This window comes from Blautia sp. BCRC 81119 (assembly GCF_003184505.1).
Lineage (GTDB): Bacteria > Bacillota > Clostridia > Lachnospirales > Lachnospiraceae > Blautia_A > Blautia_A fusiformis.
In genome coordinates, this window is the sequence record NZ_QJHD01000010.1 from 1 (window position 1) to 24,073 (window position 24,073).

The following is a 24,073-nucleotide window of genomic DNA, read 5'->3' on the forward strand; positions in this document are numbered from 1 at the left end:
ATAAGCCTGCTCCTTAGATTAGATTTAGAGTTTTTAGAGTCAACTCCCAAAACTCTAATCAATAGTTTACATGCAACAGCCAGAAATTTCGATACACCCTCTTATTGGACGCTTACCCTGCCATACGGCTCACCCCCTAAATCCCATAAAAAAAGGCACAAAAATACCCGGATCACTCCGGGCACAAAAAAAGCATCTGCCATTCCTAACAAATGCTTTCCATATCTTCTTTTATTAAATCAATAGAACTGAAAGTTGTAGAACAATCTCTCTACCGTTCATACGATGCAATGATTTCTTTGCTGTCTGCAATTCTATAATCAAGTGTTCCCAAATTACCAATCAAGTTAAATGTCATATCTGCATTAACCTGCAATTCATCTTCAATCCTGGATGCAGACGGCTCATCTTTTAGAAAAACGGTTAATCCATAAGGCTCTGTTTCAGACTGTATCTCTATACTGTCATATGAATATCCCTCCGGATACTCTTGACTACTTACAATATTTATAACATTCGAAGAATCTCCTACATAATCTGTCTTATACTGCGACAGATCAAGAATTTCGTACAGTTTTTCTTTTTTCCCGCACGTCGAAATCAACATTATTGATACCGTAACTAACATAATTGCAAGTACTTTTTTCTTCATAGAAACACCACCTGAAAATTTTTATTTATCTTCTAACTCAAATCCGAGTTCTTTCAGTTCTTTTTCGTTTCTGACATCTTCATCAGTTTTCTTTCCAGTGATGGCGCTGTAGGCTTCTTTGATACCATTTTTCACTGCCCATTTGATAACGAAATACAGTGCGATCAAAATAACAATTGCGGTTCCTCCACTTATGCCTAATTCATTCCACATAATCATTAACTCCTCCGATTTCGTGACTTTCAATTTATTTTCAACTTTGCAGGCTGGGATTTATCATTGAATAAACCACATCCATACTCCAACTACTATAAGCAATATACCTGATATTCTTCCTGCAAATTTCGACTTTTTATATCCTAGAAAATTTATTGTTTCGGGAGTTGTAAATGGCAATAAAACAACATCTATACCCATTACTATAATTCCAATTCCTATTAAGACATTATTGTTAGAAATAATGCCATAAAACATAACTAAGAAGCCCAAAATAATGCCTAATATAAAATACTTGATTTTATGGCTGTCTTTATCCACCATCTTTTCATAACAATTTTCACATTTGCTGTTACAAAACTCAAAATTGTCATTTAATTTTTTTCCACAATATTTACATTTTTTCATACTGTTTCCTCGGTAATCCTCAAAAATTCATTCAACAGCTCACGATTTTCTCAATTCTCCAAACTTAAATTTGCTTTGTAACTATGACTTTTCCTTCAGAATCCAGAAGAGGTGTAATACTGGCTCCAAGTCCGGAGTTCCAACAAAGGTAGTTAACCCCAGTCTCCTTATCTACAAGAATTTGACGAATTCCTTCATCTTTAAGCATACTTCCGTCTTTAAATATAACTTCAAATCTTTCTTCTTTCTTTGCCATGTTTACTCCTCTTTTCTCAAGCGTTAAATTTTGATAAACCCATTATACCCTTTCTGAATCATCCTGTCACCACATTTCATCAAATCAAAACCTGTCAAAATCCTCCTGTGTGGCAACCTGTCTCCATCCCTTATACTCATCGTTCCGGCTCTCCACAAACATATCGTTCACCATCCCGATAGTCAGCAGATTCACATCCGGCGTGATAATCAGCTGACCATTTTCACATTTCACCCGCACATAATCTCCAAGATGAAATCCCAGTTCTTCCAGCCATTTTCCTTTTAATGTAATTGCCGGAACTGTCTCATATTTATAACCGCTCTGTCCACAAACCTTCATATTTCTTACATTTTTCTTTGCCATAGAATTGACTCCTTTCAAATTTGACTAATAGATTTTCAGATAAAAAGAAAAAGCCGCTGACACGTTATCTTCTAACGCATCAACAGCTTCTGTCTTGCTTTGTTTCAGTGTATTATTCAGTTTTGTAAAGGTTTATTTGCTTTCAGCATTCTCCCTGATACGGTAATAATCATCCATATCAATGCCTATTTTTACCTTGGCATCTGGTTTTCGTTTGCCCAAAAGGCACACAGTCTCCACATGGGCGGTGCAAGAGAACAAATCCATATATTATGGAAAGAAAACTTTTAATTTTGAAGTGTAGTAGTCACCTGGTAGAACCCGATTAACGATTATCAGCAAGGGGTGCATACAATATATACCCGATTAACGATTGCCCCTACATTCCCGAATTTAAAGTCGTTTATTTGTAGTCTCCTGGTAGTCTCACCCCCGGCGGACGCCAAATTATGCCCCAGTTTGCCCCATTATTCCGAGGATTGCGAGTAGTCATGGAGTTCTGCCGTGGCAGATGAAAAATATTTTTATCATTGTTTTATTTCTCCTTGATTTGCCCGGAAATGCCCTGTTTTGCAATGGATTTCGGGGATTTGTGAAATGTGTGTTTTAGCTGCCATCTTGGCAAAATGGGGCAAGATTAAGCAAGTTATTGCGTGATCTTATCATTTCCAAGCAGAATACCAAACAAAGCATATCCCAGCATTCCAGCCTCATATCCTGTCAGTGTAAAGGGAAAATAGATATCCTTTTCTTTTACAAGTTTACAAAGCAGCCTTCCTGCAAAAATCCCACCTGCGGTCACTCCGAAGAAGGTAACTGGAAATATCACAGTATCTGCTTTAATACTTGCCCGATAAAAAGTATAAAACAATGAGATTAGAAGTGTAAAATTCATAACCAATGCCTGAAGTCCTTCAATTCCCTCTGGGCGGATCAGTTTTTTCTCTCTGCAGATTATCCCAATAATAAGCATTATGATCACGGGTAAAATTACTTGTGATAAACTCACTATTGTTCAGCCTCCCGTACCTGTTTCTCAGCATTCCACTGCTACTTTAATCACACCATCTCTCTTATTTTCGAACAATTCATATGCCTCTTCAATCCTGTTTAACGGATATGTATGCGTAATCAGCGGTTCCGTGTTGATCTTACCTTCTGATATCAGCTTCAGAATTTCTTCGCAATCGCAGCCATCCACTCCACCTGTTTTAAAAGTGAGATTTTTACCATACATATCTGGGAGTGGTAACATCTGCGCTTTATCGTAAAGCGCAACCACTGTCACGATTGCATTTGGTCGGGCACATTCCCACGCCAGTTTAAATGTCGATTCTGCTCCGGCAACTTCAAGGACTGCATCAGCTCCACCATGCTCACTATTAGTCTTAACAAACTCTTTACAGTCTTCCGGTGAAACAGTAAGAATCTCCGGATAATGCTCATTAATAAAGCGAATACGTGTCTCGTCCTTTTCACATATAATGATCTTCGCTGGATTTTTCAGCATAACACTAAGTAAAGTACATATTCCCGTTGGACCGGCTCCAATGATTAGTACAGTATCTTCCTCTGTGATTTCAGAAATACGTGCTGCCCAATAACCAGTAGCAAGAACATCTCCTACCAGTAAAGCCTGTCTGTCCGTAACACCTTCCGGGATTTTATTCAATCCCTGATCTGCAAAAGGAACCCGGACATATTCTGCCTGTCCCCCATCGATACGACAGCCAAGTGCCCAGCCACCATTCTTGTCGGTACAATTGTTTACATATCCTTTCTTACAGAAAAAACACTCTCCGCAAAAGGTTTCTACATTTACAGTCACCCGGTCTCCCGGTTTTACATGCGTCACCTTAGAACCGACTGCCTCAACAATACCTACCATCTCATGGCCAACTGTAATTCCCGGGACTGCACGCGGAACACTTCCGTGTTTAATATGCAGGTCACTGGAACAGATGCTGGCCAGTGTCACCTTTACAATGGCATCTCGTTCATGCATGAGCACTGGTTTCGGTTTTTCCATTAGTTCAAATTTTCCCTTTGAAACATATGTATAAGTCAGCATTATTTTGCCCCCATCTATTAGAATGTATGCTAGTAAAATATCCGGTACGGAACACATCTGTTCTTATACCGGATATTTCTGATTCTATTTTGTATACACTGTTTTACCTCTTGCTATTACCTCAACAAGCTGCAGGTCCTGATCCAGGATACAAAGATCCGCATCATAGCCCTCTTCAATCTTTCCTTTTCCATTAAGGCGAAGGATTTCTGCCGGATTGGATGTTATTGTTGAAAGTGCAATTTCCAACGGGATATCCGCTTTAAACACACACTCTTTAACTTCCTTCAGAAGGCAGCTGGACTGTCCAACGCCCATTCCAAGGAATTCGCCATCACTACTGTACATCGGAAGGCTTCCCTGTCCATCAGAAGAAATTGTCATGCGGTTAGGATTTACTCCTGCATCTAACATCCGTTTGATACCATTACATACTCGTACCTCATCACAGATAGTTTCCCAATAGTCAATATCTTCATTTCCGGTAAAATCTACTGCTCCGCCTTTCAGCGCATATTCCATTGACTTGCAGAAAAGCAGCTCATTTCGATTGATATGTGTTGGCAATATTTGAGAAGCCGGTATCTCTGTCTCATCTACCACCCGTTCAATAAGATCTAAGCATCTCGGACTGTCACCAAGATGAACATTTACAATACCAGCTTTCCCGGAAAGAACACCACCAAGTCTTGTATCCGCAACGACACGTACAAATTCCTCAAAAGTCGGCTGTGAAGACCGATGATCAGAGATCGCGATTTCTCCAGTTCCAATGATTTCCTGAATCATCATAATATCTTTCACAATACTGTCAGTCAACGTACGAACCGGAATCTGATAACTGCCTGTATAACAGTATGCAGACATTCCCTGCTCATTCAATCCTTTTGTCTTTGCAACCAGTGCACATATATCACGACCGATCCCATCTGTTCCAAGACAGCCAACAACTGTTGTTACTCCAAACTTCGTAAGTCCTTCCATAGTTGCTTCTGGAGTACGATTGGCGAATCCACCTTCGCCACCGCCTCCTAGTACATGAACATGACTATCAATGAATCCCGGAGTTAAAAGTAACCCCTCTCCATTGATCATTTCTGCCTCAGAAAGAAATCCGTCTGCGGATATAGAACCTGGATCTTTAATCTTAACAATCTTATCATTGATCACAAGTACATCTTTTTTCCCCAGATGCTGTGGATCATAAACATCAATATTCTGAATTAATTTCATCATAAATCACTCCCAATTATCCAATGCATGTTTTAGAATCCAATCCCAACTGCAATAAGAACTGTAATGATTGCACCAATCATTAAGACGCCAAGGAATTTCCACATGAATTTAATCCAGTTAGACCACTCGATCTTTGCAATTGCAAGAGATCCGATCAGACATCCGGATGTAGGAACAATCAGATTTGTAAATGCATCACCAAGCTGGAATGCAACTACAGCTGTCTGTCGTGAAACACCTAACAGGTCTGACAGTGGAGCCATGATCGGCATTGTGATCGCAGCCTGTCCTGTTCCGGATACAACAAAGAAGTTAAATACGGACTGGAACAGATACATAAGTACTGCTGCAACCGCTCCGGAAACTCCAGACAATGCATTTGAAATATTATACATAATTGTATTGATAACTGTAGGTGTGGTCGGATCAGATCCACCAAGAACCTGCATGATACCCTGTGCCATAGCAACAACAAGTGCAGCACCAATCAGATCTTTTGCCCCATCTTTGAATGATATTGCAATATCATTTAGTTTCATATCGTTCAGTTTAAAGATAACTCCGATCACACCGGAAACAATTCCCATAATAAAGAACTGTGTAGCAATCTCCGGCATGTAGTATCCTTGAGTCATAACTCCCCAAACTACCCATACTACTGTAGCAGCCAGTGTCAGAAGAACTAAAATGTGTCCAAGACCAAATGAATGTCCTTCGTCAATTCCTGTTTTTTCATTCTGCTCACGGAAATATGAATCAGTCTTATATGCGATTGAGATTGTCGGAGTCTTTTTGATCTTTGATGCATAGAACATAGTCATTCCACAGCCGAGTGCTGTAAATACTACCCACATTACCATACGGAATCCTGCTCCGGAGAATACGTCAATACCTGCAATACCCTGTGCAATACCTACAGAGAATGGATTCATCCAAGATGAACCAAAACCAATCTGTGTTGCAACATAAGTAACAAGAACTGCGATAACTGAATCATATCCAACTGCTACAAACAACGGACAAAGAATCATAGTAAACGGAAGCGCTTCTTCTCCCATCCCGAAAACTGCTCCACCAAGAGAAAACAGTACGAAAAGTATCGGAATCAGTAGTTTTTCTGCTCCCTCTGCCTTACGGATCAATCCGATCAATCCGGATTCAATCGCACCTGTACGGATCATGATACCGAATGCACCACCTACTACCATAAGAAATGCGATAATCTCGATTGCAGAACTATTTACGATTCCGTTATACATATAGTTAAAAAATCCTGTTCCACCATCTCCACTAAAGAGTGCTACTCCTTCTGTTACTACATTTCCTGTATCATCTGTCAGATACTGGAAACTTCCGTCTTTGATTACTGTACGGGTTTTCTCAACACCATTGATCATATATGAAATATCCTGTGTTTCGTAAAATCCCTTTGGTACAAGAAATGTCATAAGTGCTGCGAAAACAACTACAAAAAAGATGATAATGTAGGTATCAGGCACTTGGAATCCCTTGTTAAAAGACTTTAACCCTTTTCCTTCGTTTTTGCTCATTTTTGAATCTCCCTCCCATTTTTGATATACTATATTAGTGTACCACAAAATGCTTAAAATCCAACTAAAACTTTACATATTTTATCAAATTTATTTATTTTATAAGAACCTGTCAAATCATCTTAACCAAATGCAGATCCACACCTTTTTGAAACATGAAATAATCCCAGTATTTCCTGTATTTATGACACCAATAGCTACACCATGTCAGATTATGATCATTGGACCAGACTATATAAAAAAATGATGTTGGATATTATGTTCAGCACCATTTTTCATTAAACCTGTCAATATTATTTTTCAAAAAAACTGCTCTTATTTCCTGCAGCGTCCAAGTCTGCCTTTAAAATCTTCATACCCAAAATCAGTAAGACGTTCCATGGTTTTATCGCCATGTCTCAGCCATATATCAGGCAAAGGCATTCCATTAAAGGTATTGTTCTTGCAGGTTGTATAAATGGCCATATCACCAAACATGAGGATATCTCCGTACTTCAACGGCTCTGAAAAGCTGTAATCTCCTATGATATCTCCTGACAGGCAGGTTGGTCCTCCGAGCCGGATTGTGACTGCATTTTCTCCCGGTTCATCTGCTCCAAGAAGAGGAGGACGATAAGGCATTTCCAGAACATCCGGCATATGACAGGCAGCACTTCCATCCAAAATTGCAAGCCGGGTATCACCATTTTGCAGCACATCCAGAACAGTTGTCAAAAAGAATCCTGCATTTAAGGCCCATGCCTCTCCGGGCTCCAGATAAACATCTACCTTCCATTCTTCCTTTGCTGCTCTAATGCACTTCTCAAGCCGTGCAATATCATAGCCTGGTCTTGTAATATGATGTCCACCTCCCAGGTTCAGCCATTTCATCTGAGAAATCAGATCTCCGAATTTCGTCTTTACTGCTGTAAGAGTAGTTTCCAGATCAGAAGAGTCCTGCTCACAAAGGGTGTGAAAATGAATACCATCCAATAATCCGATCAGCTCCGGATGCTTTCTCACAGCAGTCTCCCATTGTGCTCTTGTGGTACCCATGCGGCTGCCTGGGGCACAGGGATCATAAATAGCATGCCCCTCCTGGGTAGAGCATTCCGGATTGATCCGAAGCCCTGCACTTTTCCCGGCCTCCTTCACTCTTTTTCCAAAGCGAAGAAGCTGAGAAGGAGAGTTAAACACTATATGATCTGCAAAGCTAAGCAGCTCCTCAAATTCATCCTCACGATATCCGGCGCAAAATACATGTACCTCTTTTCCGGGCATCTCCTGGGCACCAAGCCTGGCTTCGTACAGTCCGCTTGCTTCTGTTCCTGTCAAATATGGTTCCAAAAGATGATAGCAGTCATAATTACTGAAAGCCTTCTGTGCCAGGAGCATTTTGCAGCCTGTTCTCTTGGCAATATTCCCCATTAATTCTGCATTTTTTATAAGTGCCGCTTCGTCGAGAACATAACAAGGTGTTTTGATCTTCCGCAGCTCCGGCGGAATAATTCCGCCGGACGCTGCAAAGGGTGGTCTTGTATCTGTTCTTTCCATTAATCCACCAGCTCCGGATCATGATTTTCGCTGCGTGGAAGTCCATATTTGTCAAGTGCTTCCAGGAACGGATCCGGGTCAAATTCTTCTACTGTGTACACTCCCGGGCGGATCCATTTTCCGGTAAGCATCATTAATGCTCCGCACATAGCCGGAACGCCTGTCGTATAGCTGATTGCCTGACTTCCAACCTCTTTATAACATTCCTGGTGGTCACAAACATTATAAATATAATAGGTTTTCTCTTTTCCATCCTTTACCCCGGTGAAAATGCAGCCAATATTAGTTTTTCCCTTAGTACGTGGACCCAGGCTGGCCGGATCCGGGAGAAGAGCCTTCAAAAACTGGATAGGAACGATTTCCTGTCCATTATAGTTGATCGGAGTAGTAGAAAGCATTCCCACATCCTCCAGACAGCGCATGTGATCCAGATAGCTCTGTCCGAAGGTCATAAAGAAACGGATTCTCTTTACTCCCGGAATTGTCTGGGCAAGGGACTCGATCTCCTCGTGATGCAGAAGATACATATCTTTATCGCCGACCTGATCAAAATCATATTCCCGCTTGATCGCCATCGGAGGAATTTCCACCCAATGTCCATTCTCCCAGTAGCTTCCGGGCGCACTTACCTCACGAAGATTGATTTCCGGATTAAAGTTGGTTGCAAATGCATATCCATGGTCTCCTCCATTGCAGTCCAGAATATCAATGGTATCGATCTGGTCGAACTCATGCTTTAATGCATATGCACAATATGCCTGGGTAACACCCGGGTCAAATCCGCAGCCAAGAAGTGCTGTAAGTCCTGCCTCTTCAAATTTCTTCCGGTATGCCCACTGCCAGGAATAATCAAAATATGCGGAAAATCCCGCTTCCTTGCAGCGTTTTTCGTAAATAGCACGCCATTTGGGATCATCCGTATCCTCCGGCTCATAGTTTGCCGTATCCATATAGTTTACACCACATGCCAGACATGCATCCATGATGGTCAGATCCTGATACGGAAGCGCAATGTTCATTACCAGATCCGGTTTGTAACTATTGATCAGCTGGATCAGCTGGTTTACATCATCCGCATCCACCTTTGCGGTGGTAATAACTGTTTTTGTTTTTCCTTCCAGTTTCCGGGCAAGTGCATCACATTTTTCTTTTGTCCTGCTTGCTATACACAGTTCTGTAAATACAGTATCTGCCTGACAACACTTCTGAATTGCTACACTGGCTACTCCGCCGCAGCCGATTACAAGTACTCTGCTCATGTTTTTTGTCTCCTTTTTTATACTCAATTTTCGTAACTGTTTTTATTTTGCCACCGCCAGCAGCAGTTCCCTGACCACCTTACATGCTGTAGCTGTGGAAACACCGCTTGGATCCAGCATAGGTGCCAGCTCATTGACATCTGCTCCCACAATATTTAATTCTGATACCTTCCGGATAGCAGCGAGCAATTCAAGGAAGCTTACGCCTCCTGCCTCCGGTGTACCGGTTCCCGGAAATACAGATGGATCCAGACAGTCCAGATCAATGGTAAAATATACCGGAACCTGCTTCCTGGCCAATTCCTGTACGGTTTCTTCCAGGCCTTCAAAGGTAAAGGGATGAAAATCTGTATGCTCTTTTGCAAACCGGAATTCTTCTCTCTCACCGCTTCGGATACAAAACTGATGTATCCTCCCATCTCCCAGAATATCATAGCATCTGCGGATAACACACGCATGACTTAAATAGGCACCAAGATAATCGTCTCTTAAATCTGCGTGCGCATCAAAATGAATAATATGAAGTCCCGAATATCTCCCGGCGACAGCTCTCACAGCAGCCAGTGTCACCAGATGCTCTCCCCCCAGAAGCAGCGGCATTTTTCCCTCTTTCAGGATTTCCTCTGCACGATCCTGTATATCAGCAAGCGCCTTTTCACTGCTGCCGAAGCAAAGCTCCAGATCTCCACTGTCAAATACCCGGATATCCATAAGGTCACGATCCTGATAAGGGCTGTAGGTTTCCAGTCCAAAGCTTTCATGACGAATGGCAGAAGGACCGAACCTGGCTCCCGGACGAAAGCTTGTGGTCGAATCAAAGGGAGCTCCGTAAAGAACAATTTCTGCTTCCTCAAAGCTGCTGTCACAACCGATAAAATTTTCAATATTTGGTAAGATCATAAATCAGTCCTCCACCTCCTGAAGCATTTCCTCCAGAAAAGCCGGAAGATAAAATGCACCTTTGTGAAGCCTTGTAGTATAGTAACGGGTACGAAGATTCAGTGAATTCCATGCCTTCGAATCCAGGTCATCCACAGGATGATATTTTTTACTTGCAAAGCCAAACAGCCAGTAGCCGGCAGCAAAGGTAGGAATATGAGCCTGGTAAACACGGCTGATCTGGAAAGTACTGGCAATTCTTTTGTGACTGCGCTGCATGGCATGCGCATCCTCGGAATAAAAAGGACTTCCCTGCTGATTAACCATGATTCCATCCGCCTTCAGCGCATTATAGCAGTTTCCGTAAAATTCACGGGTAAATAATCCCTCCGATGGGCCAAAGGGATCCGAGGAATCTACAATAATAAGATCATATTTATTTTCGCAGCGGCGTATATATTTCAACGCATTTTCATAATGAAGGTGCACTCTCCTGTCATCCAGCCTGCAGGCATTTCCCGGAAGATATGCGCGACAGGCTTCTACTACCATAGGATCCATCTCTACCAGATCAATATGGCTGACACGGTCATACCTGGTCAGTTCACGTACAACTCCGCCGTCTCCTGCTCCGATCACAAGAATATCTTTGGCTTCTTTGTGAATAGCCATAGGTACATGAGTGATCATTTCGTCATAAATAAATTCGTCACGCTCTGTGAGCATTACATTACCGTCCAGTGTGAGCACCCTGCCAAATTCCGGTGTCTCAAAAATATCAATTCTCTGATAGTCACTCTGCTTTGAATAAAGCTGACGGTTTACCCGGATACTATGCTTCACATCCGGTGTATGAAATTCCGAAAACCACATTTCCATTTTCTTTACCTCCCTGCCAGTACGTTTAAACGCAATATATCCGGATCTTCAGGGCCTGTCATATTGCATCCTTTTGCCTTGGCATATTCAATATAATCCAGGATTTCCGGAGTGATTCGTTCCCCCGGAGCCAAAATCGGGATTCCCGGAGGATAACACATTACAAACTCGCTGCATACTTTGCCTTCGGTTTCTCTGAGAGGAAGGCTGCATTTTTCTGCATAAAAAGCTTCCTGAGGACTTGTCACTACCTGAGGATCGATATATTCCTGATCCAGCAATCCTGATTTATCCTTTTGGAATCGCCTGCGGATCTCCGCAAGAGCACTTACCAGCCGCTCTATTTCCTGGGCACGATCTCCGATCGACAGATAAGCCAGAATATTTCCAATATCACCAAATTCGATCTGAATATCATATTCATCTCTCAGTATATCGTAAACCTCGATCCCTGCAAGTCCGATATCCAGGGTATGTACACTTAATTTCGTAATGTCAAAATCAAAAACCGAATCTCCATTCACCAGCTCTTTTCCAAATGCATAATAGCCGCCAATAGCATTGATCTCTTCCCTTGCATACTCTGCCATATCTGCTACCTGATGAAAAATCTGGCGTCCTCGCTGTGCAAGATTCCGGCGCGAAATGTCAAGACTTGACATCAGAAGATAGCTGCCTGAAGTAGTCTGAGTCAGATTGATGATCTGACGGACATAACCGGCATGAACACCTGGTCCTGTAAGAAGAAGGCTGGACTGGGTCAGGCTTCCGCCGCTTTTATGCATGGATACAGACGCCATATCTGCACCGGCTGCCATTGCCGAAACCGGCAGACCTCCGCCAAAATAAAAATGGGTTCCATGTGCCTCATCTGCCAGACACAGCATTCCTGCTTCATGAGCCATGCGTACAATTGCGCGAAGATCACTGCAGATTCCATAATAGGTGGGATTGTTCACCAGCACAGCCACCGCATTTGGGTGCTCCTTAATTGCCTTTGCCACCTGTTCACGTCGCATTCCAAGAGAAATCCCAAGTCTCTGATCCACCTCCGGATTCACATAGACCGGGATTGCTCCGCACAGAACCAGCGCATTCAGCACACTTCTGTGGACATTTCGGGGAAGAATGATCTCATCCCCCCTCTTACAGGCTGTTAGCACCATAGTCTGTACTGAGCTTGTAGTTCCTCCAACCATAAGAAATGCATGCGCTGCTCCAAAGGCATCTGCTGCCAGCTCTTCCGCCTCCCGGATCACAGATACGGGATGACAGAGATTATCAAGCGGCTTCATGCTGTTTACATCCACACCTACACATTTTTGTCCCAGAAATTCAGTAAGCTCCGGATTTCCTCTCCCTCTTTTATGTCCCGGCACATCGAAAGGTACTACTCTCATACGCAGGAATTTTTCCAGAGCTTCATGAATTGGAGCATGATTCTGGTCCAGTTTAAAACGACTTCTGTTCATTGCTTCTCCATTTCCAGTTCCTTTATCCGCACAAAAAAAGCAGGCCGATACAAAACCGTAAACCTGCTTAGATCATTCTTCCTGATTTTATTTTCATCGCATATAAATATGAGAATCCCCATATTTACATGAGATCAGAATCCGGATGATATATGTCAGAGTCTATATAGCAATCATACTTTTACTACTCTTATTGACCGTTTCACAAGTCTGCGCAACAGGCGCATGACGGTTATCAAAGGAACCAACTTATAAAATTTGAGCTTCTAACTCAATCAATAAGGCAACCAAAGTTACCATCAGCGGCAGTGGACCCGGCTGTCCGTATGGCCTTGACCCCAAAATGGAGTGGTCCAAAATAATTGCTTTGAAAAGACTCTTTCTTGTCCTTCAAAATCTTCATAATCATAGCATATCTGAAAATTCATGTCAACTATCAAAATCGTTTAAATACTTATAGTATGAACCATTTATAATAATGTCAGAAGGATATTCTTTTCTTGAATCCCTCATATTTTCATGCTAATATGTATAATTAGGTCAAAAACTACAAAATACAAAATGGAGGAAATATGAATCAAAAAAGTACATCTGCTCCCATAGCAGAAAACAAAATGGGGACCATGCCCGTAGGAAGGCTTGTACTAAACATGTCTCTGCCAATGATGATCTCCATGCTGGTGCAGGCATTGTACAATATTGTAGACAGTGTTTTCGTTGCCATGCTTTCCGAAAATGCTCTGACGGCAGTTTCCATGGCTTTTCCACTGCAGACACTTCTGATCGCAGTAGGTGCAGGTACCGGTGTGGGTATGAACGCACTGCTTTCCAAATCCCTTGGAGAAAAGAATTTTAAAAAAGCTGATCGGACAGCCAGCAATGCTGCTTTCCTGTATGGCTTAAGCTATCTGGTTTTCCTGATCCTTGGATTTACAGTAGTAAAACCATTTTATGCCAGCCAGGTACATAACGCAGACCCTGAGATCCTTAAATTTGGGATTGAATATCTGAGCACAGTTATGATATTCTCCTTTGGTCTGCTTGGACAGTTTTTCTTTGAACGTCTGCTCACATCCACAGGAAAAACCATATTCAGCATGACTTCTCAGCTGTGCGGTGCCATCACCAACATCATCCTTGACCCGATCCTGATCTTTGGTCTGTTCGGTGCTCCGAAAATGGGTGTTACCGGAGCTGCTGTAGCTACTGTGATCGGACAGTGTGTAGCCTGCATCGTTGCAGGAATCTGCAACCATAAATTTAATCATGAAGTCCGGCTCAGCTTCAGGGGCTTCCGTCCTGACCTTAAGATCATCGGCCATATTTATGCAGTAGGTATTCCATCGATCATCATGCAGTCCATCAGTTCTATCATGACCTACTGCATGAATCTGATCCTGGTACAGTTTACAGTCACTGCAACTGCAGTATTTGGTGTTTACTTCAAATTGCAGAGTTTTTTCTTCATGCCTGTATTTGGACTTAACAACGGCATTACACCGATCATTGCCTATAATTATGGTGCACGCCACAGAAAGCGTATGCTTAAAACTGTCAAAGTCAGCATGTTCATCGCATTCTGTTTTACATTCATTGGTTTTCTTGCCTTTGAATTTATTCCGAAAACACTGCTGGGGCTGTTCAGTGCTTCCGAAGATATGCTTACCATCGGAATCCCTGCACTTCGTATCATAGGAATCCACTATCTGATCGCATGGTTCTGTATCATTGCGGGAACTGTATTCCAGGCACTCGGAAAAGCTGTATTCAGTATGATCGTATCTATCATGCGTCAGCTGTTTGTCCTGGTACCTGCTGCTTATATCCTTGCTTCCATCGGCGGACTTCACGCAGTATGGTGGTCTTTCCCCATTGCGGAGATCATTTCTCTGATCGTGTCCGTAGCTTTCCTGGTTGTCATAAACAGAACGATCATTCAAAAAATTCCGGAAGCCTAAGGACATCAAAGCTTCCCATTCCAATTTATACAAAAAGAAGACAGAAGATTTCCTTTTTTCTCTTCAGGATATCTTCTGTCTTTTTTATTGTTATTTATAGATCCGGTAGCCATCCCTTCCGGAGCGTTTTACCTGATAAAGGGCAAAATCTGCTTTTTGATACAGTTCCATAAAGGTATCTCCATCCTGTGGTGCAAAAGCAATTCCTGCACTAAAAGTAAATGTATGCTCTCCCATGCCTTCCATACGGATCTCCCTGAGCTTTTCATGAAGTTTTTTTATTCTGCTCTCCATATTTTCCCGTGAACCGATATTACAGAGCAGGATTACAAACTCATCCCCGCCGATACGCCCAATCACATCCTGTTCCCGGAACTGCTCTTTAAGAAAACCTCCCAGCATTTTTAATACATTATCTCCCATGACATGTCCGTAAACATCATTCACTTCTTTAAAATGATCCATATCCAGGATCAGGAAGCCATGAAAGTCTTCCGGAGCTTTTTCTCTCAGAATAGCATCGATCACCTTCTGCGTATTCTCTCTGTTATAAACGCCTGTAAGCGCATCCTTCTGGGCAGAACGCACCAATTCCGCTTTCTCCTGATTATTTCTTACAACAATATACAGGAGCAGGAGAAGCACCAGAATACAGAAGCTTCCCATAAATAGGATTTCATAACCGGAAATGAATTCATAAGCCTGCTGTGCACTTTTTACAGGAATTGCATAACAGATCATCCAGTCGTTGTATCCAAGAGGCATATATGCCAGATACCGGTCTGCTTCTTTTCTCTCTTTGAGACTAAGCTTCACCAGACCACTTTCGCCAACTTTAAAATCTTCCTGAATATCCTGAAGAGCATGCTTTCCTTTGAGATTTTTTTCTCCGTAATATTTAAAAAGATTGATTCCATATGTGATCTCCGTACCAGACGCCGAACCACTGTCAAAGGCAATAATCTCTCCATCACTTGTAGCCAGAAGACTGTTTCCCGCTCCATCAAAAAGATCATTAAAAAGCATATGGCTCAGCGCTGTAACATTACAGGATCCGCCCAACACACCGATCACTTTATGGTCTTTGTATACCGGCACACCTAAAACCACCCGCACCTTATGGTCCACACTGCTTTCCAGGGGATCGCTGATGGTCTGCGCTCCACTGATAGCCTCCTGAAAATATCTGCGATGAGAAACATTCTTGGTTACTCCATTGTCGTAGTATGCATCTCCATTCTTATCAATAAGAGCAGCCCTCTCCAGGTCTGTCTTTTCATAAATGGATATCAGTCGTTCTTTATTTTCTTCTGAAAAAAGTTCTTCTGATCTTCCCATTGCAGAGGCAATCTCATTCAGATATTGATAATTAATATCCAGTATCGTCCGCAAATGTTCACTTTGTCTCTGCACATTTATCTTCAATGTATTCTGAGAATTCACCTGTACAGCCCTCTGCACACACTCGAAAAAAATAAGAATCCCTGCTATAACCGCCAAGATAAAAACGCCGGTTGCCATAACATAATTTTTTAATTCAAAGTGATTCTTTTTCATACGTTTTCTCCTGATCTAACCTTTTTTGTCATGCATTTTTATTTTACCATGATTTTTGTTTTTTCTCTATAACAAAAAATCTGCAGATTCCAATCATAAGATTGAAAAATGCAGATTTTTTACAACGATATCTGATTATTATGCCTTATTATGCTGCCTTCCGCAACTCACGTCCGGCTTATATTGCTGCAATAAGAACAACGTTATTTATTTTTCTTTGTGTTTACGATCAGCGGAACAATTTCTCCTTTTTTTACATCCACCAGTCCCTTATCAGTCAGCTTCAGTGCCGGGCTTACCGGTAATCCAAGTGTTGCCACTGACATGATCGGATTATTATGCACATATCCCAGATCTGTAAGGCTTTTTCTTACCGCCTTCAATGCAAGGCCATTCTCCCTGATTGATTTTTCGGATAAAAGCCCACATACCGGAAGTGCAAGTTCAGAAAGGATCCTTCCATCTTTTACTGTCAGAAATCCCCCCTGCAGTTCCCGGATCCTATTTACAGCAAATAACATATCATCCGGAGAGCTTCCTGCCACAAAGAGATTATGATGATCATGAAAATATGTTGTTGCCACAGTTCCCTTTTTCAAGCAGGAGCCTGTAAGAAATCCATAGCCGATATTTCCGTTCTTCCCATGACGTTCCACCACCATAGCCAGAAGACATCCGCTGTTTTCCCAACAGATCTTTCCGGCTTTCACCGGCATTTCCACCAGTTTTTCAGTAGTGTGGGTACGATCCGGATTGATCTCTATCACACGAACCGTTGCATATCCTTCCTGAAAAGGAGCATTCACCTGAAAATCTTTCAGAAAAATCTCCGGAAGCTGTACACTCCGGTAAAAATCTGCCGGAAATTCATATGTGGAAGCAGACAGCGGCAACTGCGGTTCATCCTTTGCATAAATCGGAACACCATTTTTGAATACAGCTTCCGGTTTAAGAACGGACGGATCTTTAAGCAGCATAAAGTCCGCAAGTTTTCCCGGTGCGATAGCTCCTCTGTCATAAAAATGCATCCGCTGACATGGTGTATATGTGGCACAGTAGATTGCCTGTTCCATCGGAAATCCCATATCGATCGCTTTCTGTACCACTGCATTCAGCGGTCCCTGCTCATACAAAACATCTGCCATAGTATCATCTGTTACAAAGGAACAATACTCGTAGAGCTGGTTCTGGCAGATATATTCCAGGATTTCCGGTTTCAACATTTTATCCTGGATCTCAAAAAACATTCCGTTTTCGATCCGCTGCTTTACTTCCTCAAGAGTATGTTCTGTATGATCACCATTAATACCCAGATAAAGAAACTTTGCAAGATCCAGATCCAGTAATGACGGACAGTGTCCCTCGATCACATATCCCGGATGGTCTTTTTTCAGATATTCCAGAAACCGGCTGATCTCCAGATCATTTTCCCGGATGATCTGCCGGTAATTCATGATTTCGCCTACACATACCACATCTTTTTCTTCCAGCAGATGCTTCATTGCACTGCAGTCAATGATCCCGCCTGTTGTTTCCAGCTTTTCACTGGTTGACGGAACGCTGCTTGGAATCCCGTAAAAAATATCGATAGGTGCATTCTTTGCCGCAGAGATCATTTCCAGAATCCCTCGGATCCCTTTGACATTGGCCATTTCGTGAGGCTCTGAAACCACCGTCGTCACCCCATTTTCTCCTGCACATTTTCCAAAAAAAGCCGGTGTGGCCATAGAACTCTCAATATGCATGTGAATATCTGTCAGTCCTGGAATCATGTATGATCCCTTTGCATCGATCACATTGTCAGTCTGAAGATCCGTATCCTGTTTTCTGTCTATGTAATAAAATTTTCCATCTTTCACCGCAACATTGGCAGATATGAATTTCTTAAGATAGGAATTAAATACCTTTGCGTTTTTGATCAGCAGATGAACCTGCTCCATACCATTTCACCATCCTTAGATAATTGAATAAAAATACAACAGACAGACTGCTACTAGTACATACATGACCGGTTCAACCTTTTTGATCTTTCCTGCTGCGATCTTCATAACGAGATAAGCCGGAAGCGCCACGCAGATACCATTTGCGATATTATTTGCAAAAATCGTAAAGGTTACACATAAAAATGCCGGAATATACTCTGTAATATCCGAATAATCAATATTTCTCATAGCACCAAGCATATTGATGCCGATATAGATCAGCACCGGACCGGTTGCCGCAGATGGGATCACAAGAGCCAGTGGTGCCAGAAACAGCGAAAGTCCGAAGAAAATGCTTGTAAAAATAACCGTAAGTCCCGTTTTTCCTCCTGCTTCTACGCCTGCAGATGACTCCAGATAAGTAGTAAGACTCGGCATTCCAAACAATGCTCCAAAGCTTGTTGCAATCGCATCTACCTTAAAGCATTTATCAATACCCGGAAGATTTCCATCCTTATCCAGATAGCCTGCCTTTGCTCCTACTCCCAGAACTGTTCCGAATGTAGAAAAGAAATCCGGTACAAACAGAGCGATCAGAAATGGAATATAAGCAAAATTCAGCGCTCCCATAAAATCAACTTTCAGGAACTGATGGCCGATACCTGCCGGAAATGCAAAAATGGATTCCGGAGCATGTGTAACACCGAAAGGAATTCCTGCCAGAGTGGTCAGCAGGATCGCAAGAATCATACCACCCGGAATATTTCGTACCTTGATCACCAGAAGAATCAGAAATCCGATCACTGCTACGATCACAGATGGAGATGCAAGATCTCCAAAGGAAAGACAGTTTTTTGCATCATTTGCCACGATCAGTCCACAGTTTTTTGCACCAAGAAGTGCGATAAACAGACCAATACCGGCACTAACCGCTTGTTTCAGGCTTACCGGGATCACACGTACCACGGCTTCTCGCAGACCAAAGAATGAAATTATGATAAAAAGAACACCACTCCAGAATATCACACCTGCTGCGATCGGCATACTTACGCCTTCATTGGTAATCATAGATGCAATAATTCCAACGCTTCCAAGTCCCGGAGCCAGAGCAAACGGTCGATTGGTAACCAATGCCATTGCACAGCTGGTCACAATGATCAGAATGATCATAGCTGTCAGAGTCGTGTGTTTATCATAACCGGCGCCTGCCAGAATATTTGGGATCGTAGCAAGCACATACGCCATAGTTACAAAAGTTGTCAGTCCTGCCAGAAGTTCTGTTTTTATATTTGTATTGAACTCAGACAGTCTGAACTGTTTTTCCAGCCAGTTTTTCATTTATTTTTTCCCCCTTGATATGATGATAGGATGTATTGTAAAATATGCATATCAGGAAGTCAAATTCATATTATACATAAAAATTATGCCAAAATGGAATAGTTGGAGGAAAACATGAACTATCATGAACTGAAGTACATTCTCTGCATTGCCAAATATCAGAATCTTACAAAAGCCGCACAGGAGCTTTATATTTCCCAGCCAACCCTGACCAAGCATCTCCAGAAACTGGAACGAGAAATGGGGACCAAGCTGTTCAGCCGCAGCGGAAACAGCTATACACCTACCTTTGCGGGCCGCAAATATATGGAGTATACCCGAAAGATCCTGCAGATACAACAGGACTGGGAAAAAGAGCTGAAAGATCTTACAGAAAATAATGAAGGAGAACTGAACGTTGCTTTCCCACTGATGAGGAGTACCTGTATGGTTCCTCAGATCATGACCTCTTTTTTTCAAAAATATCCTAAAGTAAAGGTCAATATCCTGGAAGAGGCATATTCTATCCAGGAAAAACTTCTGCTCAATGATCAGCTTGATTTTGGCATTTTCAATGAAGTACATAAACACCCCAAGCTGGAATACGAACTGCTGAAAAAAGAAGAAATCCTTCTGATCATGCCTCCGGAGCACCCATTGGCTGCTGCCGGCAGTGTATCCACTCACGGCATATACCCGAAGCTTGATCTCTCACTTCTGGCAGAAGAGCCTTTTATCCTGCATTTTCCGGAACAGACTACCGGACAGCTTTCGCTGGAAGCATTGAAAGCTGCCCATATCAAGCCTTATGTGCCAATACAGAGCCGCAACACAGAAACCTGTGTCAAACTCTGCATGCAAGGACTTGGTATGTGTTTCACCCCGGAAACCTATGTTCAAAATATGGACCTCCCTGTAAAACCAGCCTGTTTTTCCATTGGTGAAGATGGCGTCTTCAGCACACTGACAATTGCATACCGAAGAGGTACCTATCTCCCACAGTACGCCCGGGATTTTATATGTACTGCGAAGAAGGTCCTGTAGTGTTTTGATCAACATATATTGAAGCAAAAAATCTTCTGTTCAGAGGGAATATTTTTATTGCATTATTCTGAATATTCCTGTATAATTGACACAATAATCAAAACTTAAGAGCGTAACGTACAAGGGCGTACAGCACATATTTCCTGTGTCTGTACGCCTTTGTGTTATTTCTGCAGTCCTGCGGATATTTCGCTTTGAGAAAGGGAGGAGATTTCTATGATGAATGCAATCGGAAGTGTGATAAACCAGATCGACAGTCTGGTGTGGGGCTGGTGGATGATCATTTTACTTCTGGGCACCCATATTTTCATGACCATCCGTACCGGTGTGATCCAGCGTAAGATTGGTACCGCCATTCGCCTGTCTGTCACCAAAGATACCAATGCGGAAGGTGAAGTAAGCCAGTTTGGCGCCCTGACAACAGCCCTTGCTTCCACTATTGGAACCGGAAATATCATCGGTGTCGGTACTGCCATTGCTCTTGGCGGTCCCGGTGCAGTCCTCTGGTGCTGGCTTACCGGTGTCTTCGGAATCGCCACCAAATACAGTGAGTCTCTCATCGCTGTAAAATACCGCGTCAAAACCAAAGACGGCCGTATGCAGGGTGGTGCTATGTATGCCCTAGAGCGCGGATTAAATATGCGCTGGCTTGGTCTGATCTTTGCCTTTTTCGGTGGCTTTGCTTCCTTTGGAATCGGATGTGCTACCCAGGTCAATGCCATTGCAACGGTATGTAATGAGAACCTTCATATTTCGCCGGCAGCGATCGGCATTGCTGTGGCAGTTCTTACTGCCCTTGTTATTTTCGGCGGGATCAAATCCATCGCCAATGTATGTGAACGTCTTGTTCCGTTTATGGCATTTTTCTATGTGATCGGATGTATCATCATCCTGGGGATCAATTTCGATTTTATCATTCCCGCAGTAAAAACCATCTGCAAATTTGCTTTTACCCCTGGTGCTGCTGCAGGAGGTCTTGTAGGACGTGGTATCATGATGGCCATGCAGTATGGAATCGCAAGAGGACTTTTTTCCAATGAATCCGGTATGGGTTCTGCCCCCATCGCCGCTGCTGCCGCACAGACAAGAAATCCGGTTCGTCAGGCTCTCGTTTCCAGCACCGGTACATTCTGGGATACCGTTGTGGTATGTCTGATGACCGGTCTTGTTCTGGTAACCAGTATTATGAAAAATCCTTCGATCGACATGGGAAATATCACTGATGGCGGTGTTCTTACTACACTGGCTTTTCAGCAGATCCCGGTTCTTGGTCCTGTGATCCTTGTAGTGGGTATCATTTCCTTCGCATATTCTACAGTCCTTGGATGGGCATATTATGGCGAGCGGTGCGTGGAGTATTTCTCCGGCAAAAAGGGACTCATCCCCTATCGTGTGCTGTATATTGCGGTAGCTGCCATCTCCCCTGTTATTTCTCTGAACCTGGTATGGACCGTAGCGGATATCCTGAATGCACTGATGGCTATTCCAAACCTGATCGCAGTACTACTGCTTTCCAATGTGATCGTAAAAGAGACCAAAAAATATATCAACGATCTGGATGCACGGGATGACACACCGGTGGAAGTGATCGATAAATAAAAAAACGATAAATATAAGCATTTTATATAACAAAGTTACAGCTCCGACTGCTTCTCATATTACAAAGCAGTCGGAGCTGTCCGTTTACAAATGTCTTCTTCACTTTTTTATAATACATCCTGTGCTTTCATCTCTTCGGACACAGCAAGATATTCTTTGCTGTTTTCCACGATACCAAGCTTCTCTTCCCAGGTAAGATTTCGTTTGATCCTGGCCGGACTTCCCATTACCAGAGAACCATCCGGGATCACCGCATTTTTAGTCACAAGACTGCCGGCTCCTATGATACAGTCGTTTCCGATCTTTGCACCATCCAGGATCACGGCTCCCATTCCGATCAATGTCCGGTCTCCGATGGTACATCCATGGATCACCGCATTATGTCCCACAGTAACGTTGTTTCCGATATGGACCGGCATGTTGTGGCTCACATGAATGGTACAGTTTTCCTGGATATTTGTTTCTTCTCCGATCACTACCGGCGCATCATCCCCGCGGATCACCGCATAATATAATACACAGCTGTCACGGCCGATCGTTACATTTCCAAGGATCACAGACTGCTTTGCGATCCTGGCACCTTCTGCGATCTTTACATTTTTATAATTCATTTTTCCTCCTGAATCTGCTTTCCCTGTACAGGATTCTGCCATATGATATTTCTGATCATGGGTTCTATACGCAACAGCAATTCCTTTTTAACCCATATTATATTTCGTCCGGATCACAATATCTGTATACTGGTATTCCTTTTCCGGTGCCTTGCTGTCAAAGAGAAGCTGGAACAAAATAATCACCGGAGAATGTCCCTGTACAGCCGCATCCTGACCGATAAGGAAATTGATCGTCCCCTCTTTCAGCCATTTCAGATTTTCTTCCAGGAAATCATTGGCGATCACATGCATGGTTTTATCCTTTCCAAGCTTCTGCAAGGTCTGGCAGACACCCTTTACGCCATGACCCGTAATATAGATCCCGGTCAGCTCCGGATATAGCTCCAGAAATTCTTCCACGATCTTGGATGCCACCCATTCGTCATCATAAGAATACCTTATATCCACGATCTCGATTCCCGGAAAGCTTTCTTTAATCTCTGTCGTAAATCCTTTCTGCCTGCTGATCAGACCAGGATTGGCAACCTGTCCGGAAATTATGGCAACCTGCCCGTTTCCGCCTGTCATCTCCCCCATCAGGCCTGCTGCCGTACGACCGGCCTGAAAGGTATCCTGTCCCACAAAGCATAACCTTTTTGTATCTTCCAGATCCGCATTAAAGGTAACTACCGGAATTCCATACTCTTCCTGATACTGATTGATCCTCGCTCTCAAAAGCTGATCTTCTGATGGAGTCAGCGCGATTCCATTAAAGCCCTCTTCCCGGAGTTCTTCCATTGCAGCCATTACTTTTTCTGGTTCCACGCCCTCGATCTCATAGATCTTTACTGTTCCGCCAAAGCTCTCCACTTCTTCTTTTGCTTCCAGGACCCCATTTAAAACCTGCTGCATAAAAGGAGTCTCCATATACTGAAGGATCACACCGATACGGATTTTCCTCTTTGCCATGGCAAGGGCACGACCGGCACGGCTGGGCTGATATCCCATCTCCCGGGCGATCCTTTTGATCCTTTCCTCTACTTCCGGGCGGATACGGCCTCTGTTGTTCAGTGCCCTGTCCACAGTGCCTCTTGAAACTCCTGCTGCTTCCGCAATCTGTTGTAATGTTACTGCCATATTTTACCCTCCAAAACCTCTCCTGTGTGCTTTGTGTTCACGCGCACGCTCTTTTATCCCATTATACACATTTACACTTTCTCAGGCAATCCCTGATTTCATTATTTTTATAATTTTCCTTTACGATCAGACAGGCCCGGCATAAACAGGTGCATTCCCTCAGCCAAAA

At 42.9% G+C, this 24,073-nt stretch carries 22 protein-coding genes and 1 pseudogene; 4 read left to right on the forward strand and 19 right to left on the reverse strand.

Features of this window, described 5'->3' with window-relative positions; all coding sequences use genetic code 11:
• A partial coding sequence (locus tag DMI82_RS20155; protein WP_207657400.1) for a hypothetical protein occupies positions 1-246 on the forward strand: 246 nt, incomplete at its 5' end.
• 25 nt (positions 247-271) lie between these two features.
• Here DMI82_RS20155 and DMI82_RS07570 read toward each other — a convergent pair.
• The 14 genes and pseudogenes from DMI82_RS07570 to DMI82_RS07635 all read right to left on the reverse strand — a co-directional run bounded on the left by DMI82_RS07570 (position 272) and on the right by DMI82_RS07635 (position 12,777).
• Entirely contained in the window at positions 272-652 is a 381-nt protein-coding gene (locus tag DMI82_RS07570) for a DUF4825 domain-containing protein (RefSeq protein ID WP_110102981.1), read from the reverse strand.
• Between the two features lie 21 nt (positions 653-673).
• Complete coding sequence (locus tag DMI82_RS07575) at positions 674-865, reverse strand: DUF6019 family protein (RefSeq protein ID WP_110102982.1); 192 nt, start codon at positions 863-865, stop codon at positions 674-676.
• A 63-nt stretch (positions 866-928) separates the two neighbouring features.
• The gene (locus tag DMI82_RS07580; RefSeq protein ID WP_110102983.1) at positions 929-1,276 is read right to left on the reverse strand and encodes a DUF2116 family Zn-ribbon domain-containing protein; all 348 of its coding nucleotides are present in this window, start codon (positions 1,274-1,276) and stop codon (positions 929-931) included.
• Positions 1,277-1,340: 64 nt separating this feature from the next.
• Positions 1,341-1,532 carry a DUF6440 family protein gene (locus tag DMI82_RS07585; protein ID WP_110102984.1) on the reverse strand — a complete coding sequence of 64 codons (192 nt, stop codon included), beginning with the start codon at positions 1,530-1,532 and terminating at the stop codon, positions 1,341-1,343.
• A 210-nt stretch (positions 1,533-1,742) separates the two neighbouring features.
• Positions 1,743-1,898 (reverse strand): annotated as a pseudogene (locus tag DMI82_RS20650) (SymE family type I addiction module toxin); the annotation flags it as partial.
• Positions 1,899-2,544: 646 nt separating this feature from the next.
• Positions 2,545-2,907, reverse strand: a complete 363-nt coding sequence (locus DMI82_RS07595) for a hypothetical protein (protein ID WP_110102986.1) — start codon at positions 2,905-2,907, stop codon at positions 2,545-2,547.
• Between the two features lie 27 nt (positions 2,908-2,934).
• Complete coding sequence (locus DMI82_RS07600; RefSeq protein WP_015524494.1) at positions 2,935-3,969, reverse strand: alcohol dehydrogenase; 1,035 nt, start codon at positions 3,967-3,969, stop codon at positions 2,935-2,937.
• An 84-nt stretch (positions 3,970-4,053) separates the two neighbouring features.
• On the reverse strand, positions 4,054-5,202 hold the full coding sequence (gene iadA / locus DMI82_RS07605; RefSeq protein ID WP_110102987.1) for a beta-aspartyl-peptidase: 1,149 nt from the start codon (positions 5,200-5,202) through the stop codon (positions 4,054-4,056).
• A 32-nt stretch (positions 5,203-5,234) separates the two neighbouring features.
• Positions 5,235-6,755 (reverse strand): putative basic amino acid antiporter YfcC, encoded by a 1,521-nt coding sequence (gene yfcC, locus DMI82_RS07610; protein WP_021650661.1) that lies wholly within the window; start codon positions 6,753-6,755, stop codon positions 5,235-5,237.
• A 315-nt stretch (positions 6,756-7,070) separates the two neighbouring features.
• Positions 7,071-8,288 carry a carboxynorspermidine decarboxylase gene (locus DMI82_RS07615; protein ID WP_092070382.1) on the reverse strand — a complete coding sequence of 406 codons (1,218 nt, stop codon included), beginning with the start codon at positions 8,286-8,288 and terminating at the stop codon, positions 7,071-7,073.
• Complete coding sequence (locus tag DMI82_RS07620; RefSeq protein WP_022426348.1) at positions 8,288-9,547, reverse strand: saccharopine dehydrogenase family protein; 1,260 nt, start codon at positions 9,545-9,547, stop codon at positions 8,288-8,290. Before DMI82_RS07620 ends, DMI82_RS07615 begins: the two co-directional genes overlap by 1 nt.
• A 42-nt stretch (positions 9,548-9,589) precedes the next feature.
• Positions 9,590-10,447: an agmatinase gene (gene speB / locus DMI82_RS07625; RefSeq protein ID WP_110102988.1), complete on the reverse strand. Its 858-nt coding sequence runs from the start codon at positions 10,445-10,447 to the stop codon at positions 9,590-9,592.
• A gap of 3 nt (positions 10,448-10,450) precedes the next feature.
• On the reverse strand, positions 10,451-11,305 hold the full coding sequence (speE, locus tag DMI82_RS07630) for a polyamine aminopropyltransferase (RefSeq protein ID WP_015524485.1): 855 nt from the start codon (positions 11,303-11,305) through the stop codon (positions 10,451-10,453).
• A gap of 5 nt (positions 11,306-11,310) precedes the next feature.
• Entirely contained in the window at positions 11,311-12,777 is a 1,467-nt protein-coding gene (locus tag DMI82_RS07635; protein WP_015524484.1) for an aminotransferase class I/II-fold pyridoxal phosphate-dependent enzyme, read from the reverse strand.
• A gap of 572 nt (positions 12,778-13,349) precedes the next feature.
• On the opposite strand from DMI82_RS07635, the gene DMI82_RS07640 reads away from it, so the two are divergent.
• Positions 13,350-14,735 carry an MATE family efflux transporter gene (locus DMI82_RS07640; protein ID WP_110102989.1) on the forward strand — a complete coding sequence of 462 codons (1,386 nt, stop codon included), beginning with the start codon at positions 13,350-13,352 and terminating at the stop codon, positions 14,733-14,735.
• A gap of 90 nt (positions 14,736-14,825) precedes the next feature.
• On the opposite strand, the gene DMI82_RS07645 is transcribed toward DMI82_RS07640, so the two are convergent.
• The 3 genes from DMI82_RS07645 to DMI82_RS07655 form a co-directional block, all read right to left on the reverse strand.
• Positions 14,826-16,292 (reverse strand): sensor domain-containing diguanylate cyclase, encoded by a 1,467-nt coding sequence (locus DMI82_RS07645; RefSeq protein WP_110102990.1) that lies wholly within the window; start codon positions 16,290-16,292, stop codon positions 14,826-14,828.
• Between the two features lie 203 nt (positions 16,293-16,495).
• A complete protein-coding gene (locus DMI82_RS07650; protein WP_092070388.1) occupies positions 16,496-18,232 on the reverse strand; it encodes an adenine deaminase C-terminal domain-containing protein in 1,737 nt (578 codons plus the stop codon).
• A 15-nt stretch (positions 18,233-18,247) separates the two neighbouring features.
• Positions 18,248-19,552 (reverse strand): NCS2 family permease, encoded by a 1,305-nt coding sequence (locus DMI82_RS07655; protein ID WP_021650670.1) that lies wholly within the window; start codon positions 19,550-19,552, stop codon positions 18,248-18,250.
• Positions 19,553-19,666: 114 nt separating this feature from the next.
• On the opposite strand from DMI82_RS07655, the gene DMI82_RS07660 reads away from it, so the two are divergent.
• A complete protein-coding gene (locus DMI82_RS07660) occupies positions 19,667-20,575 on the forward strand; it encodes a LysR family transcriptional regulator (RefSeq protein ID WP_059085489.1) in 909 nt (302 codons plus the stop codon).
• Between the two features lie 216 nt (positions 20,576-20,791).
• A complete protein-coding gene (locus tag DMI82_RS07665) occupies positions 20,792-22,174 on the forward strand; it encodes an alanine/glycine:cation symporter family protein (protein WP_021650672.1) in 1,383 nt (460 codons plus the stop codon).
• Positions 22,175-22,281: 107 nt separating this feature from the next.
• Here the strand turns inward: DMI82_RS07665 and DMI82_RS07670 are convergent, their stop codons facing one another.
• Together DMI82_RS07670 and DMI82_RS07675 are read right to left on the reverse strand one after the other, a co-directional pair.
• Positions 22,282-22,785 (reverse strand): gamma carbonic anhydrase family protein, encoded by a 504-nt coding sequence (locus tag DMI82_RS07670; RefSeq protein ID WP_059086860.1) that lies wholly within the window; start codon positions 22,783-22,785, stop codon positions 22,282-22,284.
• Positions 22,786-22,872: 87 nt separating this feature from the next.
• On the reverse strand, positions 22,873-23,904 hold the full coding sequence (locus DMI82_RS07675; RefSeq protein ID WP_110102991.1) for a LacI family DNA-binding transcriptional regulator: 1,032 nt from the start codon (positions 23,902-23,904) through the stop codon (positions 22,873-22,875).
• Positions 23,905-24,073 lie beyond the last annotated feature (169 nt).